This window comes from Exercitatus varius (assembly GCF_029577735.1).
Taxonomy (GTDB): Bacteria; Pseudomonadota; Gammaproteobacteria; order Enterobacterales; family Pasteurellaceae; genus Exercitatus; species Exercitatus varius.
This window is the reverse complement of the sequence record NZ_JARQTO010000004.1, coordinates 136500-151515: the sequence shown is the minus strand read 5'-3', so window position 1 is coordinate 151515 and position 15016 is coordinate 136500. Positions and strand designations below refer to the sequence as shown.

10 protein-coding genes are annotated in these 15016 nt (G+C 47.3%); 3 read left to right on the top strand and 7 right to left on the bottom strand.

Going from position 1 to position 15016, the window contains the following annotated elements:
- The 7 genes from P7M01_RS05750 to trkA form a co-directional block, all read right to left on the bottom strand.
- The coding region (locus P7M01_RS05750) for a two-partner secretion domain-containing protein (RefSeq protein ID WP_317486329.1) at positions 1-7375 on the bottom strand (7375 nt) is incomplete at its 3' end.
- Between the two features lie 29 nt (positions 7376-7404).
- Positions 7405-9120: a ShlB/FhaC/HecB family hemolysin secretion/activation protein gene (locus P7M01_RS05745; protein ID WP_317483387.1), complete on the bottom strand. Its 1716-nt coding sequence runs from the start codon at positions 9118-9120 to the stop codon at positions 7405-7407.
- Positions 9121-9401: 281 nt separating this feature from the next.
- Entirely contained in the window at positions 9402-10013 is a 612-nt protein-coding gene (slyD, locus tag P7M01_RS05740; protein WP_317483328.1) for a peptidylprolyl isomerase, read from the bottom strand.
- A gap of 88 nt (positions 10014-10101) precedes the next feature.
- Positions 10102-10800: an SIMPL domain-containing protein gene (locus tag P7M01_RS05735; RefSeq protein WP_317483329.1), complete on the bottom strand. Its 699-nt coding sequence runs from the start codon at positions 10798-10800 to the stop codon at positions 10102-10104.
- A 123-nt stretch (positions 10801-10923) separates the two neighbouring features.
- A complete protein-coding gene (rraB, locus tag P7M01_RS05730) occupies positions 10924-11355 on the bottom strand; it encodes a ribonuclease E inhibitor RraB (RefSeq protein WP_317483330.1) in 432 nt (143 codons plus the stop codon).
- Between the two features lie 57 nt (positions 11356-11412).
- Positions 11413-11799 carry a large-conductance mechanosensitive channel protein MscL gene (gene mscL / locus P7M01_RS05725; RefSeq protein ID WP_202936600.1) on the bottom strand — a complete coding sequence of 129 codons (387 nt, stop codon included), beginning with the start codon at positions 11797-11799 and terminating at the stop codon, positions 11413-11415.
- A gap of 82 nt (positions 11800-11881) precedes the next feature.
- The gene (trkA, locus tag P7M01_RS05720) at positions 11882-13258 is read right to left on the bottom strand and encodes a Trk system potassium transporter TrkA (protein WP_202936599.1); all 1377 of its coding nucleotides are present in this window, start codon (positions 13256-13258) and stop codon (positions 11882-11884) included.
- Between the two features lie 174 nt (positions 13259-13432).
- Here trkA and pdxH point away from each other — a divergent pair, with 174 nt between their 5' ends.
- The 3 genes from pdxH (at position 13433) to rpoE (ending at position 15011) form a co-directional block, all read left to right on the top strand.
- A complete protein-coding gene (pdxH, locus tag P7M01_RS05715; protein ID WP_202936598.1) occupies positions 13433-14065 on the top strand; it encodes a pyridoxamine 5'-phosphate oxidase in 633 nt (210 codons plus the stop codon).
- A gap of 8 nt (positions 14066-14073) precedes the next feature.
- The gene (locus P7M01_RS05710) at positions 14074-14325 is read left to right on the top strand and encodes an FAD assembly factor SdhE (RefSeq protein WP_317475792.1); all 252 of its coding nucleotides are present in this window, start codon (positions 14074-14076) and stop codon (positions 14323-14325) included.
- Positions 14326-14435: 110 nt separating this feature from the next.
- Positions 14436-15011, top strand: a complete 576-nt coding sequence (rpoE, locus tag P7M01_RS05705) for an RNA polymerase sigma factor RpoE (RefSeq protein WP_202936596.1) — start codon at positions 14436-14438, stop codon at positions 15009-15011.
- The last annotated feature ends 5 nt before the right edge of the window (positions 15012-15016 follow it).

Below are 15016 nucleotides of genomic sequence, written 5' to 3'. Positions count from 1 at the left end.
CTTTCGGTGTCCACTCAATATCGATTTGATTTTGGCTGATGTCGCCGATAAGCTGCGCGGTTTCCAGGCGGTCTTCGTACTCCGCTTTGTCGTACCGTTGCACGTTGGCGTTGCTGTGAGCCGTATCCCGTGAAAGTGCGGTCGGAATTTCATGCGTTTTTATCTCAAGCGCGATATTGTCGCCAATCGCACTGCGGGTGAGGGTTTTGTCGTCTCGGTTGACGCCGCCTAAGGCGCTGACTACCGCAGACCAGCCGTTCGCCGAACCCAGTTTGCCTAAGCTTCCGACCATATCGCCGCTGAACATGTCAGTGGACATGCCGCCGCCCAAACTCTGCAGGCTGATTTCGCTGCGATTTTCAATGTCTTCCGTGCTAAGGCTGCCGCTGCGGAAACGGTTGTTTGCCGCCGGCGCGGTGCTTTGAATCAATCCGCCTTTCAGGTGGGTATTGCCTTGAACGTTGACGTCTAAGCCGCCTTCGCCGACGTTAAAACCCGATTGTTCTTCCACTTGGGCATAATTGACTTTTCCTTTGTTCATGGAACTGCCGGCATAGGCATTACTGCCCGAGCCGTAAATGGCAATACTACCGCCTGCATTGGCCTGGCTTTGTTTGCCGGCATAACGGTTGCTGTCCTGCCGGCTTTCGATGGTGAGATTGCCGCCGATATCCGCATTCAGTTTGTTCGCATTCACCACTGCACCACGTAATTCAGTGTTCTGTTGAGAACGAAGGCTTACCCTGTCGCCCGTAATATGCGTGTTCACCTGGGTGACCGTGTCGCTGTTTTCCCGACCTTGACCGATAGCGCCCGCACCTTCTATGCCGAAGCCGTAACTGCCGCCGCTTTTACCTGCGAACACGCCCGCCGACCAACTGCTGTTTTTGCGCTCGGTACGGTTCACTTCGGTATTTTGAACGGAAGTCAGTAGCAGGTTTCGGGCACTGTCTAACGCAATGTGTGCCGCAGTGAGGGTTGAGCCCGAGACGGATAAATCGCCCGCCGTCGTGCTCAGCCGGATATCCCCTGCGTTCAGTTCGCTTCCCGTATAGCTCACCGTACTTCCCGTGCTGGTCTCCGTAGACTTACTTGAACCCACGCTGAGCGAAATTTTAACATCGCTGTTTCGGCTACTACCGTTTGATGTCGTGCCGTTTAACACGCCCTGCACCGCACTGCCGTCAAATGCCATTTCCGCCAGCTTCGCCTGTTGTGCCGCTTTCAACGCATATAACGCCCGCAAACGCGGATTCTCCGACCGCTTCGCCGCTTCCACCGTATGCACCGCCGCCACCGCCATATCCGTTACCGGCGAACTAAAGGCCACCGTCAGCCCCGATTGTTTGTACTCATGCTGTTCGGCGCGATGAATTACATCTTTGCCCGCTTCGATATTCAGCGATTGACCTTGAATATCAATCGTGCGGTTATCCGCCGCGATGATATCCGTTCCCAAGACTTGTGCATGATTCTCAGCATGAATTCGGAGGTCGCCGTTCACCGACCCGAGCGTCGAGCGGGCGTCGGATTGTGTCCAGCCTTCGCTGGTGTAATCATGTTTTTCCGTTCTGGAGCCGATAGTCACGCCTATGCCGCCCGTGCCGAAGACACCGGAAGTTTTCTTGGTTTCCCGATAGTGATTCTTGAAGTGGTTAGTCCCCGCACTTATGCTGACATTATTGCCCGCGATGAGGTTTACATCATGCTCTGCCGCTAATTGAACCGCTGTCGCGGTGATATCTTTGCCCGCGGCAACCACCATAGTGTCAGCCGAAAGCTGCGTGCCTTGTTGGGTTTCATCGGCACGGGAAAGCTCCGTGGTCTTCGTCGTTTTGGTTACGCCCCCGCCGCTTTTATATTTATGATATTCATATAGGCTTGAAGAGGTTTCCGCCGTACCGAGCATCAGTGAGTTTTCCGCCAGTAACGCCAGTTTTTGCTCGCTTTCAAGCTGTGCGGCTTCGGTATTAATATTGTTGCCCGCAGATAAAATCACATCTCCCTTACCTTTAACATGGCTGATTTCCAGTGTCTGCGCACTTTCATTACGATAATGATCGCCCTTGCCGACTTTTTCATCAAACCCGACGGAAAGTGCGGTCAAATTAATGTCATTTTTTGCCGCGAGCCAAGTTGCTCCTTTACCGTCGTTGCGAATTTCCGCCCCTTGCAGGTTGATATTGTCGGCATTTATGCGCAATAACCCGTTATCACCTTTAACATAAAGCGTGGATTTTCGGTCAAGGTGGGTTTCTTGCCCTTGATAACCGTTAAGCTTAACCCGGCTGGATTGCGTGGTGCTTTGTAAGTTCAGATTACCGCCGGCGTCGATCAATAGCGCATTTTCCGCCTCCATCGTACCGCCTTGTTGGTTAATATCCCTCGTCGTTTTTAATGCAAGCGTCCGGCCGGTTAATAATCCCGAATTGGATAAAGTTGTGCCGTTAAATGTCAGCTTGCGCCCTGCGATTACACCTTCATTGGTTAATGATTGTCCCTCCAGCGACACTTCTTGTGCCGAGATTAAAGCCCGTTCGCCGGTTATATCGTCTTGTTGCGCCATCATATAAACACGCGGTACCAACACGGTTTGAGTTTCGCCGTTCGGCAGCCGCACCGTTTGATTTTCAAGCCACACGATATCGCTTGTCAGCTGCGAGACTTGTTCCGGCGATAAACTCACGCCTACGGTTAAATTAAACTTTTGTGCGAAAGTGGCGCCGTTGTTCATTAAGGCTTTATACTGGTTCTCGAAATTTGCGTAATCGCCTAAAAAATAGCGGCCCGTCAGTTGGTTAATTTGCTCGCGCACCAAACGCTGTTCATAATAACCGTCGCCCAAACGTTTATGTACGTGTTCATGATCGGTACGAAGCAGAGTAAACATATAGTCACTGCTTAACCATTTGCGTTGATCGGTAAAATCCGGATCCGTCTCAATCAGCACATGGTCATTTGCCTGCGGATTAAGTTTGTAAAGGCTGGAGGTCGGCAGTTGTACACTTCCACGGATAAAGCGAACTTCAGCAATCGGCGTTTTTTCTTGTTGCGTGCTAAGCGAAGCTCCCGCGGTATTCAACGGGTTAAGCGTAATCGCGGAAACGGCTAAGTCCGGCGATAGCGTTTGGCGCGTAACCTGCCCGAACTCTTCTGTTTTTACCAGATTAAGCGCAATTGTAGTGTTGGTATAATGTAAATAAGCGTTTTTGTCACCCCAGCGTCGTTCATGATACCGTTTAGTGCCGCCGCGCCATTTCGAATACGTCCATTGCTGCGTGCCGCGTTCTTCAATGCTATTCAGACCTTCTTCATCTTCATTGCGGATCTTATTGGTATTTGAATTAAGGTTATAAATACGTTCGCCGGCAATAACCTGGCTTCGGTTATTGAGAAAATCGCCGGTAAAACGAATTTCTTTTTCACTTAAAATTTGTCCTGGTTTGGTTTCTTTTACCAACGTTTGTCTTTCAACGCGATTGGTAACATAAACATCCCAGAAACGGTAAAACTCACGCCCGATAATCTTGGCGTTATGGGCTTGAATTTTATCCCCTAAACTTAGAAAAACCTGTTCGTTTTGCTCCATCCAATCAAGATACGGCTGAATAGCATCACCGTATTCGGCGAGTTTTTTATTATATTCCGCTAGTGCCTTCTCATAAGCCTCTTTATCTTTTTCATATTGCTGAACACGAGCCTGATAGTTTTCTTGCCCTTCAAACACACGACGTCTTGGTTTGGTCGGTTTTTCCGGTCTTTCTAAATCGGCCGGTATATCGGATAAATTAAGATTAAGTTTGTTCGTCGGCGCCGGCACACCCATCACCTTCCAAACCGGATCATCCGGCAAATACAGGGCGTTAGGATTTGGTACGCAACCGCTTCTGGTCGATTCATCGACACAACTTTCTTCATTCGGCATCGGAATAATATAACCGGAATAATCCTCGTTCTCCGGTCGTTTTGTCGGTAACGGCGTATTTTTAGGGATAACCTTTCCCGCCCGGCTATAGGATACCCACTTCAGCAAATCGAAATTGATTCGTTCTCCCGTTTCTACTTCATCTGTAAGCAGATAATGTTCATTGAGATTATCTTCCTCATTAATTTGTTCAACACGAGTTTGTAAATGCTTATTAATGTTTTCAACGGATTTAACGCCGAAGTGAATATTTTTTCCTTCAATCAATGCGCTAACGTTACGTAGCTTATCCGCCTCGCCCGTTGCTTGATTGTTCCCGTTTAAACGAGCTCCGAAAACAATCCCCCCTTCGCTTGAAATGGTTGTCCCTACCCCGTTTTGATTTTTCTCGTCGCTTAAATAATTCTGTTCGTTGCTAATTTCAAGAGCGCCGATATCTAACCGTTGTATCGCTGCAATCACAGCAGAGGTAACTTTATTATTAAACCGCTCATCCTGATTAATCAGTTTCCGGGCCTGCAAGGCAATATTTCCGCCATAAATACGACCCGAACCGATATTATTTAATTGATTGCCCACACGAATATTAAGCTGTTCGGCGCCTTTGATTAATCCGCGGTTGGTTAAATCGGACCCAACGGTTAAATCCGTATAACGGGCGCTAATTCGTCCCGTTTTCTGGTTATCAAGAGACTGCGCCCGAACAGTTACTGAACCTTGAGAACTAAAATTAGCCTGATTGACAAGTGCGCCTTGCGTACTAAAATTCAGCCCAGAACGCCCGATAATATCGGTTGTGGAATTAAATCCTTCCGTTAATTGAATGTGGGTATGATCCGCTTGAATTTGTCCGTTTCCACGCAAAGCATACGCATTCATAAATAAATTCTGGGCTGCCTGTATCGCGCCGTTTTCATTTTCTACCACGCCTTGTGGTAAAGAAAGCGTGAGGTTCCCGTTCGAAAGCAACTCACCTTGCTGATTTTGGGTTAATCCTGTGCTTTCCAGCCGTAATTCATTCTCTGCATAAATACCGCCTTGGAAATTATTGAGTTGCTGTGCGGTAATACGGATATTCCCGCCTAACAAGCCTTGAACCGGAGAACTATGTTCATCGTCAGGTTTCGTATTTGAATTATCAATCTGCTGCGCCTGAATCTGTAATGTACCACCGCTTTGAATTAACGAACCGGTCGGCATAATTTTCCGGTTATCCAGTATATTTTTCAGCCGTAAATTCAGTGTATCTTCAGCAAAAATCATACCACCTTGATTTACTAATTTATTACCCTCAACATAAAGCGCCGTTCCGCCCAGAAGCTGCCCTCGGGTATTATTCACATTATATTTGCCGACGGAAATATTTAACGCGCCTTGCTCCGCCGCAATAATACCCTGTATATTATTTAGCCCTTGATGGATGAGCTCAACACCCGTTTTTCCAATAATTTGCCCGGACTGGTTTTCTAAACTTGATGTCGAATTCGCCGATACATTCTCCTGCTGGCTACGAATAAGGCCTTCTCTATTACCGATAGCCTGCATTTGCAATGCAACGGCGCGGTTAGCCACCAGCTGCCCGTTCGCGTTGTCTAACTTGCGTCCTTGCAACGTTAAGGCGCCTAAAGCAAGCAAGCCCTTCTGCTGTGTATCACGATTGTCAATATCGGCCTGATAAGTATTAACCGACATATTCGCACCGGTTTGAATAAATCCGGCCCGATTAATCAATCCTCCTTTCAAGTTCAGAGAAAGATCCTGATTTCCGGCACTCGTCCACATTCCCCCGGTATTGTTCACCGCATGAGCCGCAACCGCAATCCAATCACTGCTTAGATTCGCCCGTTCCGTCACCAATTGCGTAGGCGTTGAAAACCGTATTTCGTTAACGGCGTTCAAATTCGAGTACGAGGCTGTGATTGCTCCGGTTTTGGCATTACCGGCAAGCCGGTAAGCCAGCGTCTCAGACTGATCTAAGGCAATGGAACCCGCATCGATATGAATCTCGCCCGAAGCAATATTTTTCCCTTTAACCTGTGTTTCTTCCGTGGAAGAAAAGCGGACTGATTTTCCCTGTTCATTTAAAGCATCAAGGTGATATGTCGTACCTTGCGTTGTATCCTGGCTTGTTACGCCTGCAGCAATTAATGAATTTTCGTTCGCTAAAATCTTATTGGCCTGATAATCGACTTCACCTTTCGCAATGGATTCTCCTTGCTGGCTAAGCGTATTTTTTGCTTTTAGCCGAATATTTCCCTGGTGAGCCGTAATTCGGCCTTGATGATTAATATCCGCTTGGGTGATAAGTTGAACGGACTGCTGATGTGCCTCAATAACACCACGATTATCAATTTGGCCTTGCGCATTTAGCCGAATATTTTGTCGGGCGGTCATCGTACCGCCGTTGATAATCCGACCTTGGCTATCAATGTCAATATCTCCTGCCGTCGCACCGATATGCCCTTCATTTCGTACACCCAAGCCTTGTTCGGTACCGATAAGTTGAATCTTTCCGGCATACATACCGCCCAATTCGCTTACATCAAGTGCATATTTTTTTGTCTCGGCAGTTTTGACAGATGGTTTCGTATGAATAATTTGTAGATTATCGGCATCGGCTTCATCCCGCTTCACCGTGTTTTGCCCCGTCACCAGGCTGATTTTCTTATCCGACCAGACACCGGAGTTAATTTCGGCTTCGCGCGCAATAATTTCCGTGTAATCCACACGGCTGTTATCCAAGCCTTTACCTGAAATTTTCACGCGCCCTTTCTCCACTGCAAAACTGTCTACCAGCCCATCTTTCAGTTGCGGTTTACCGGTAGTTAGCGTCGCCCGGGAAGAATTGATAATGCCGCATCCCTCACAATTTATACCGTTGGGATTGGCAATAATCACATCGGCTTTCTTTCCTGCAACTTCTACATAACCTTTTAACAGGCTGGGATTGGCGGAATTTACTTCGTTTAAAATGACACGCGCTTCACCGCGAGCCAGGTAAGGATTACCGGCCACCAGACCACCTTGTTGAGTTTGGACTAGCTGACGGCTGTTATTAAGAATGGCGCCTTTCGTATCTACATCAAATTGCGCATATTTGTTGTGAGAAAGTCCTTTAGAATTTGGAGTTTGGATATTAACCTGAGGAAGACCGTTGGCAGTGGAAAGGACTATCGGCTGCTGATTTGGCGATGCCATTTTGTCGGCACGAATTTCCAGCCCGGCTTGAGCAGTCACTGAAAAACTCACAAATCCCAGCATACAAAACAAACGAAAGGCCAGCGGTGTTATCGAAACAAAAACAGGTGAAAAATCGACCGCACTTTTCTGATATCCTTCACCGGTATCTCCCGTTCGTATCGACTTATCCGCACTTCTAGCCAGTTCCGATGTAACAACCAAACGTTGTAAAGTACGGTTAAAAATTACGCGAAATTTATTTTTATTCATGGCATATCCTTGATCGTGAGATGAAAGAATTAAAACGAATAGCCGATATTAAATCCGGTTAATGTGTCAGAGGTTCTAAAACCCTTGGGCTTGCTGATTGGCTTGCCAACAAAAATATCATAATAAAATCCTTTAACGCTTCCGCGCAGGCCTAATACACCGCCCACAAGATGTTTGCCAAGCTGTTCTTTCGTTGACCAGCCCATAACGCGCCCGGCATCAACACCGGTATAAATCCACTGATTACTGCGGACGATATTCCAGCTTAGATCGTTACGAACAAGCCAGCCTCGATCTCCAGTCAGCGTAAGCTCACCGTCAAAACCGCGCACCGTATAACGTCCGCCGAGGCTAAAACGATCCTGCATAATTAAAGGCGTTTTATTCCATTGCGCCGACCATTCCGTTGAAAAACGAAAATCCTGTCCGCCTAGCTGGAAGGGATGTAAATAACTTAACGATGCTGTCATAATTACCGGTCGTGACGAACCCTCATGCCATAATTCTTCCGCTGCCGGTAAAGCTCCGCGCGCGCCCGTACCACGTTTATAACTGAAATTTAAATCTAAAACCGACCGATTAAAATACTCGCGATACATAATCCCCGCTTCCCAGCCCGACATGCGACGGCGTTGCACTTCGATTTCCATATCATCAATATAATTTTCGGAATGGCGAGACCACAACGTACCATAAATGCTGATTTTACGCGTGCTGTCGCGATACAATAAATAAGTCAGCGATAATTTGTCCGTTTCACTTTCCCCCGAATAAAGGTAATTTGTGTATGCGCCGAAGATTTCCTGATGATAACGGTGTTGAGTATGTGAAAAACTTAAATTCCAGTAACCAAAGGGAATACTGTAATATACATTCCAGTTTTTACTTGCGCGCCGCCCGGCATCATCACTATGACGTTTAATACTATGAGTGAAACTGGCATAAAATAAATCATTAGCCGAGAACATATTATCCCAGGATAAGGCGGCGGAACCTTGCCATTTACCGGTAGATTTCGAACCGCTATCATCTAATCCAAAATTAATTCTAAACGGAAAGGATTGAGCGTAGGTTACGAGCAAATCACTGTCTCCGGCTTCGGCATCGGGAGCGTCACTCGGCTGGATTTCAATATTGGCGTCCGCCGTCGGCGAACGTTTTAAGTTCTCAAGGCTTTGTTCAATATCACGTAAATTTAACAAATCACCCGAATCAAATGTAAAACCGGTCCAGCTGTGCAAACGGGTAAAACGTGCCGTTTCCCCCACATCGGATACTAAAATATTGCGAATTTTCCCCAAAATCACGATTAATGTCAGTTCGCCACCAGTGAGGTCCTGTTCCGGTACAACAACCCGCGTCGTAACATATCCCCTATCGATAATGCGGTTCTGAATTTGTTTAACAATAGCATTAACTCCTTTGGGACCAATACACAAAGGTAATTTCAAATCTAAATTGCGGGCGGTTTTAGTAAGTTCCAGTCGGAATTGAGACGGCTTGTGCCGATTATCAGAAGAATAATCAAGAAGGGAAATTTTATAGATATCGAAGCATGGCTTCTCATTTACAGGAAATTGATCGGTTTTATCCTGCGCTATTTCCAGACGCACATCCGGTTGAGTTTTGAGCTGTTGAGCACGCTGCGCATCTTGCTGACGTTGACGTTGCTGTTGCAACGCATCAATCTGATTTAAATCGGGTGCCGCAGAGGCAACGAATGAAAGGAGCGCCCCCACAGACATACTCCAAATCTTAATAAATGACCTCATCCTATTTCCTTGCATAATTAAGATAAATCAACTGCCAATATTATATTATTTAATAATGACGGCGAATAGCTTCCAATAATAAAGAGATATAATTAATTCACGATGATTATCAATCATAGCGGTTTATAACGAAAAACGAAGTAGCACGAATAAACAACGGCACAATTAAAAAGGTGATTACCCAAGCAATCACCTTTGAAAATATTGAAATGCACATCCCCTACGGGGGAAATTAAAAAAGACGGTTTTAACGACTAATGATTATGTCCGCCGCAGCCGCAACCGCCGTGACCGTGACCTTCTTTCTTGCCGTGACCGCCGCAACCACAACCGCCGTGGCCGTGTTCATGGTTGTGATCATGTCCGTGACCGCCGCAACCGCAGCCGCCGTGACCGTGATCGCCGGAATGAATATGACCGTGCGCGATTTCTTCAGGGGTCGCTTCGCGGGTCGCCACCACTTCGACGGTAAAATGTAACTCCTGCCCCGCCAGCATGTGGTTGCCGTCTACAGTCACTTCCGTTTCCGCTACGTCGGTAATCACTACCGGCAACGGCCCCATGTCGGTATCCGCGATAAAACGCATGCCCACCGCTAATTCGTCCACGCCGACGAAAACGTCTTTCGGCACGCGTTGCACCATGTTTTCGTTGTATTCGCCGTAGCCTTCTTCCGGTTTTACCCGAACTTCAAATTTATCGCCGACTTCTTTGCCTTCCAACGCATTTTCCAAGCCGATAACCAAATTGTTATGTCCCTGCAAATATTCAAGCGGTTGGTTCGCCGGCGCTTCGTCCACCAATACGCCGTCTTCGGTACGAACTTGGTAAGCAATGCTTACCACCACATTTTTTGCTACTTTCATTTGTGATCCTTATTACAAGTTAAATTGCGCGCTATTGTATCGGATTAATTCCGCGCTGTCATTATCGCTCACACCCGCCGGCCGCCGATTATTGCAAATCAATCGTGGCGTTCGCCGTCACTTTAATCTGCGTCGTACCGCTTTCCAACTGAACCGGCTCAGGCTCCGCCTCCATTTTCGCCATCCGCGGCGATGCCGCCAGCATGGTATCGTATTCGAACGGTTCCGCATTCAATTTCGGCAGATTCAGCTGCACTAAACGATAACCCTTCGCTTGCAGACCGGTTTGAATGAACTCGGCTTTATGCCGAAATTTCGCCAGTAGCGCCCGCATCATTTCGTCTTCCAGTTTCTCTTTGGCTTCCGGCGACAGCAACGCCTGAATGGATTCAATGGAAAGCTGGTCGGAAACCTCGTCCACCAGTTGCGATAACGCATAAAAATCTTTGCTTTCCAGCACAAAATCCGCGCGCTCAACCCAACCGTTTTTCTGTCCTTTTTCGTTATAACGCACGACGGTGTTACGATGATTGCTTTGTATCGTCACCGCCTTTTGCGCCTTGACTTTACTTAATGCCAAGTTGATTTTTTCATCAATAGTTTTATGCAATGGCTTAAGTTCTTTGCCTTCTTCCTGTACGAACAAACGCACCTGTAAAATGTCCATCGGCACTTCTTTTTGAACTTCCACGGAAAAACTAACGCGGTTATTCGGCGTGGAAATTTCGGCAGGTTGCGCCGCCAGAGCGAACGGCACCGCCAGTAACGCTAACACTAACTTTTTCATAAAAAAACTCCTCAAAATCTGACCGCACTTTGGCGCGATGCGGACACAAACCGTATTCGATTATGCGTTTCGTTAAAAGTGCGGTCGAAAAAAAGCCTGTTTTTGCTGACGAGACGAAGAAAATCAGCGTTGTTCGTAATCGTCCTCGTATTCGTCGTCATCAAAGAATTCGCCGTCTTCGCCGTATTCGTCTTCGTCGGCGTTGGGATCTTCAAAATACGTACCCCAGCCGTCATAAATGCCGCCGTGTTTTGCCACCAGCGGAACCAATTGCTGCTGTTGCGCATCGATAATTTCCGCTTTCAGTTCCACTTCCGCCACAATGTCGAAGCAGTAAAGCGGCTTGCCGTTGTCGTCTTCCAGCTCTTCGGCGTCCGACACTTCATAACCGGCTTTGAACGCGTCCACCGCAATTTTTTCCAATTTATCGAAATCATAATGGGCAATGTGGTGTTCGATAATATAAAGGGCGTCGGGATCGCTGCCGTCGTTCAGCAGATTTGCAATGATTCCCCGGGTTTCCGCCTGTAATTCCTGTGGCGTCGCATGAGTCATGTTTTTTCCTTCTTTAAAAGAAAAAATCTCCTCCCTGCGGAGAAGATTTTTGAATGATTATTTTTTTAACAAATCGCGAATTTCCGTCAGCAATTCTTCCTGGGTCGGACCTTTCGGCGCGTCTTCCGCCGGTTTTTTCAGCTTGTTGATCCCTTTAATCATCAGGAAAATTGCGAAGGCGATGATGATAAAATCGAAAACGTTTTGAATAAACATGCCGTAATTCAACGTTACCGCCGGCGTTTCACCCGCCGCTTCGGCAAGCACCAGTTTCAGATCTTTGAAATCGACGCCGCCGGTTAAAATCCCCAATACCGGCATAGCGATGTCGCCGACCAATGAGCTAACGATTTTACCGAACGCACCGCCGATGATCACACCGACCGCCATGTCTACTACGTTGCCACGCATGGCAAATTCACGAAACTCTTTGATAAAACTCATAAAGTTGTCCTTAATAGTGAAATAATAAGAGATTGTATTATACTGGAACCATGTTCATTGTATAGCGGTATTTGTTCATTTTTTAGATAAAAAATGCGCTCGGCTGAAACAATCTTTCAATATCCGGCACTATTTTTTTATCGCTGACGTACACCACCACATGATCTTCGTCCTGCAGCACGACATCTTTTTTGGCGATAATCACTTCGTTCCGACGTAAAATCGCGCCCAGAATTACGCCGTTCGGCAATTTTAACTCCGAGACTTTGCGTCCTACCACGGCGGATGTCGCTTCATCACCATGAATGACGACTTCCAGCGCTTCCGCCACGCCGTGCCGTAAAGTGGCGACATTGGGCGTATCGCCTTTACGCACATGGGCAAGCAAGGCGGAAATCGTGGCTTGTTGCGGCGAAATGGCAATGTCGATAGCGCCGCCCTGAATCAGATTGATGTACGCCATGCGTTGAATCAATACCAGCGCTTTTTTGGCGCCGAGCCGTTTCGCCAGCAGCGCCGCCATAATATTGGCTTCGTCGTCGCTGGTAAGCGAAATAAAGGCGTCAATATTTTCAATATGTTCTTCAAACAGCAAAGATTGATCCGACGCATCGCCGTGGAAAACCAAGGTATCGGACAGTTTCTCGGACAGCACCATGGCTTTGGCGGCATCGCGTTCAATCAGTTTCACGATACAACTGTGTTCCAACCGTTTCGCCACGCTGGCGCCGATATTGCCTCCGCCCACAATCATGACCCGTTTATAAGGTTTTTCCAAGCGCTGTAATTCGGACATCACGGCTTTAATATAAGTGGTTTCGCAAATGAAGGTGACTTCATCGCCGGCTTCGATAATGGTGGACCCCTGCGGACGAATGGTAATATCCTGGCGTAAAATCGACACAATCCGGCAATCGATGTGCGGCATGTGCTCGCGCAAAGCGGAAATGGCATAACCCACCAACGGCCCGCCGTAATAAGCTTTACACACCACCAAACTAATGCGCTGATCGGCGAAATGCGCCACTTGCAGCGCACCGGGATAATCGATTAGCCGCACCACTTCGTCACTCACCAGTTTTTCCGGCGAAATAATGTGATCGATAGGAAAAACTTCCGGCAAAAACAGTTTATCTTTTTCCCGTAAATAATCCCCCTGACGGATACGCGCGATTTTTGTCGGCGTGTTGAACAGGGTATAGCTCACCTGACACGCCACCATATTCACTTCATCGGAACTGGTAACCGCCACCAGCAAATCCGCATCAGGCGCGCCCGCTTCGCGCAATACCGCAGGAGACGAGGCCAAACCGCGCACCACGCGCAAATCGTGCTTATCCTGCAAATATTCCAAGCGCGCCTCCGCGTTATCCACCAGCGTAATATCGTTATCCTCGCTCACCAGATTCTCGGCCAGCGTCGTGCCCACCTGACCGGCGCCCAGAATAATTATTTTCATAACGATTGTTCCAATTCTATTGGCTTCATGCCCGATACCACGGCAGCCAATCCGTTTCAAACTTATTTTGTGCGAATTATAACGGAAATTCAAAAAATTAGCGAAAAATCGACCGCACTTTGCGATTTTTCCGAAACCGCTTTATACTGCGGAAAAAGCATAACGGAGCAAAAAATGGAATTACATGATATTCGCGAAGACTACAGCAAACGTGAATTATCGGAAAAACAGTGCGACGCCGACCCGATTAAACAATTCGAAAAATGGCTCAAAGAAGCGATCCTGGCGAAAGTAAACGAACCTACGGCGATGAACGTCGCCACCGTCGGGGAAAATGGCAAACCGTCCAGTCGTGTGGTATTATTGAAAGAAGTGAATGCGCAAGGCTTTGTTTTCTTTACTAATTATTTAAGCCGAAAAGGTCAATCCCTGGCGGCGAATCCGTTTGCCGCCCTGAATTTCTTCTGGCCGGAACTGGAACGTCAGGTTCGGGTGGAAGGTCATGTGATGAAATTGGACGAAACCAAATCCGACGAATATTTCGCCAGCCGTCCTTATACCAGCCGCGTCGGCGCTTGGGCAAGCGAACAAAGTACGGTCATTTCCGGTAAAAAAGTATTGTTGGCGAAAGCGGCGCTGATTGCGGCGAAACATCCGTTAAACGTGCCGCGTCCGCCGCACTGGGGCGGTTATGTGGTGGTGCCGGATTCCATTGAATTCTGGCAAGGTCGCCCGAGCCGGCTGCACGATCGCATCCGTTACCGTTTGGAAAATCAAATTTGGCTGAAAGAACGACTTTCTCCGTAGGATAAAATATGGAATACAATAAATTACGTCTTGAATGGGACTGCCGTCGCGGCATGCTGGAACTGGATAACGTGATCATGCCTTTTTACCGGCAGCATTTTGATGCGCTGCCCGATCATAAAAAAGCCGTATTTGTACGGCTTTTAGCTTGTTCGGATCTGCAACTTTTCTCGTGGTTTTTTAACCGCACTTCCGCGCCCGATGCCGAGCTACAGGCGATGGTGGATGAAATCCATCGGAAATTAAATATCACGTCTTAAGATTTTCTTAAGAATTTTATTGATCCTAAAGGAACTTTTTAGAATCATTTCGCTCTAAGAAAGCAAATAAGCTTCTCTCTTAAATCTTAGGGCTGACAAAGTGGAGTATTATGGCTGAACAGCTAACAGATCAGGCCTTGGTAGAAAGAGTACAGCAAGGCGATAAGAAAGCCTTTAATCTATTGGTTTCCCGCTATCAAAACAAAGTGGCGGGTTTATTGACGCGTTATATTTCGCGTAACGATATTCCGGACGTAGTTCAGGAATCTTTTATTAAAGCGTATCGTTCAATAGATTCTTTCCGCGGCGAAAGCGCTTTCTATACATGGCTTTATCGCATTGCGGTGAACACGGCGAAAAACTATTTAACAGCACAAGGCCGCCGCCCTCCGAACGAAGATATTTTGGCGGAAGACGCCGAAAGTTATGATGTCGGCGGCAATTTACGCGGTGTGGATACGCCGGAAAACGAATTATTATCCAATGAATTGCGTAAAGTGGTATTCGATACCATTGATGGCATGCAAGAAGAACTCAAAACCGCAATTACTCTGCGCGAACTGGAAGGTTTAAGTTATGAGGAAATTGCCGAAATTATGGATTGCCCGGTAGGAACGGTACGTTCGCGTATTTTCCGCGCCAGGGAAATTCTGGAAAACAAGATTAATCCGCTGCTTCAGCGTTAAATGAA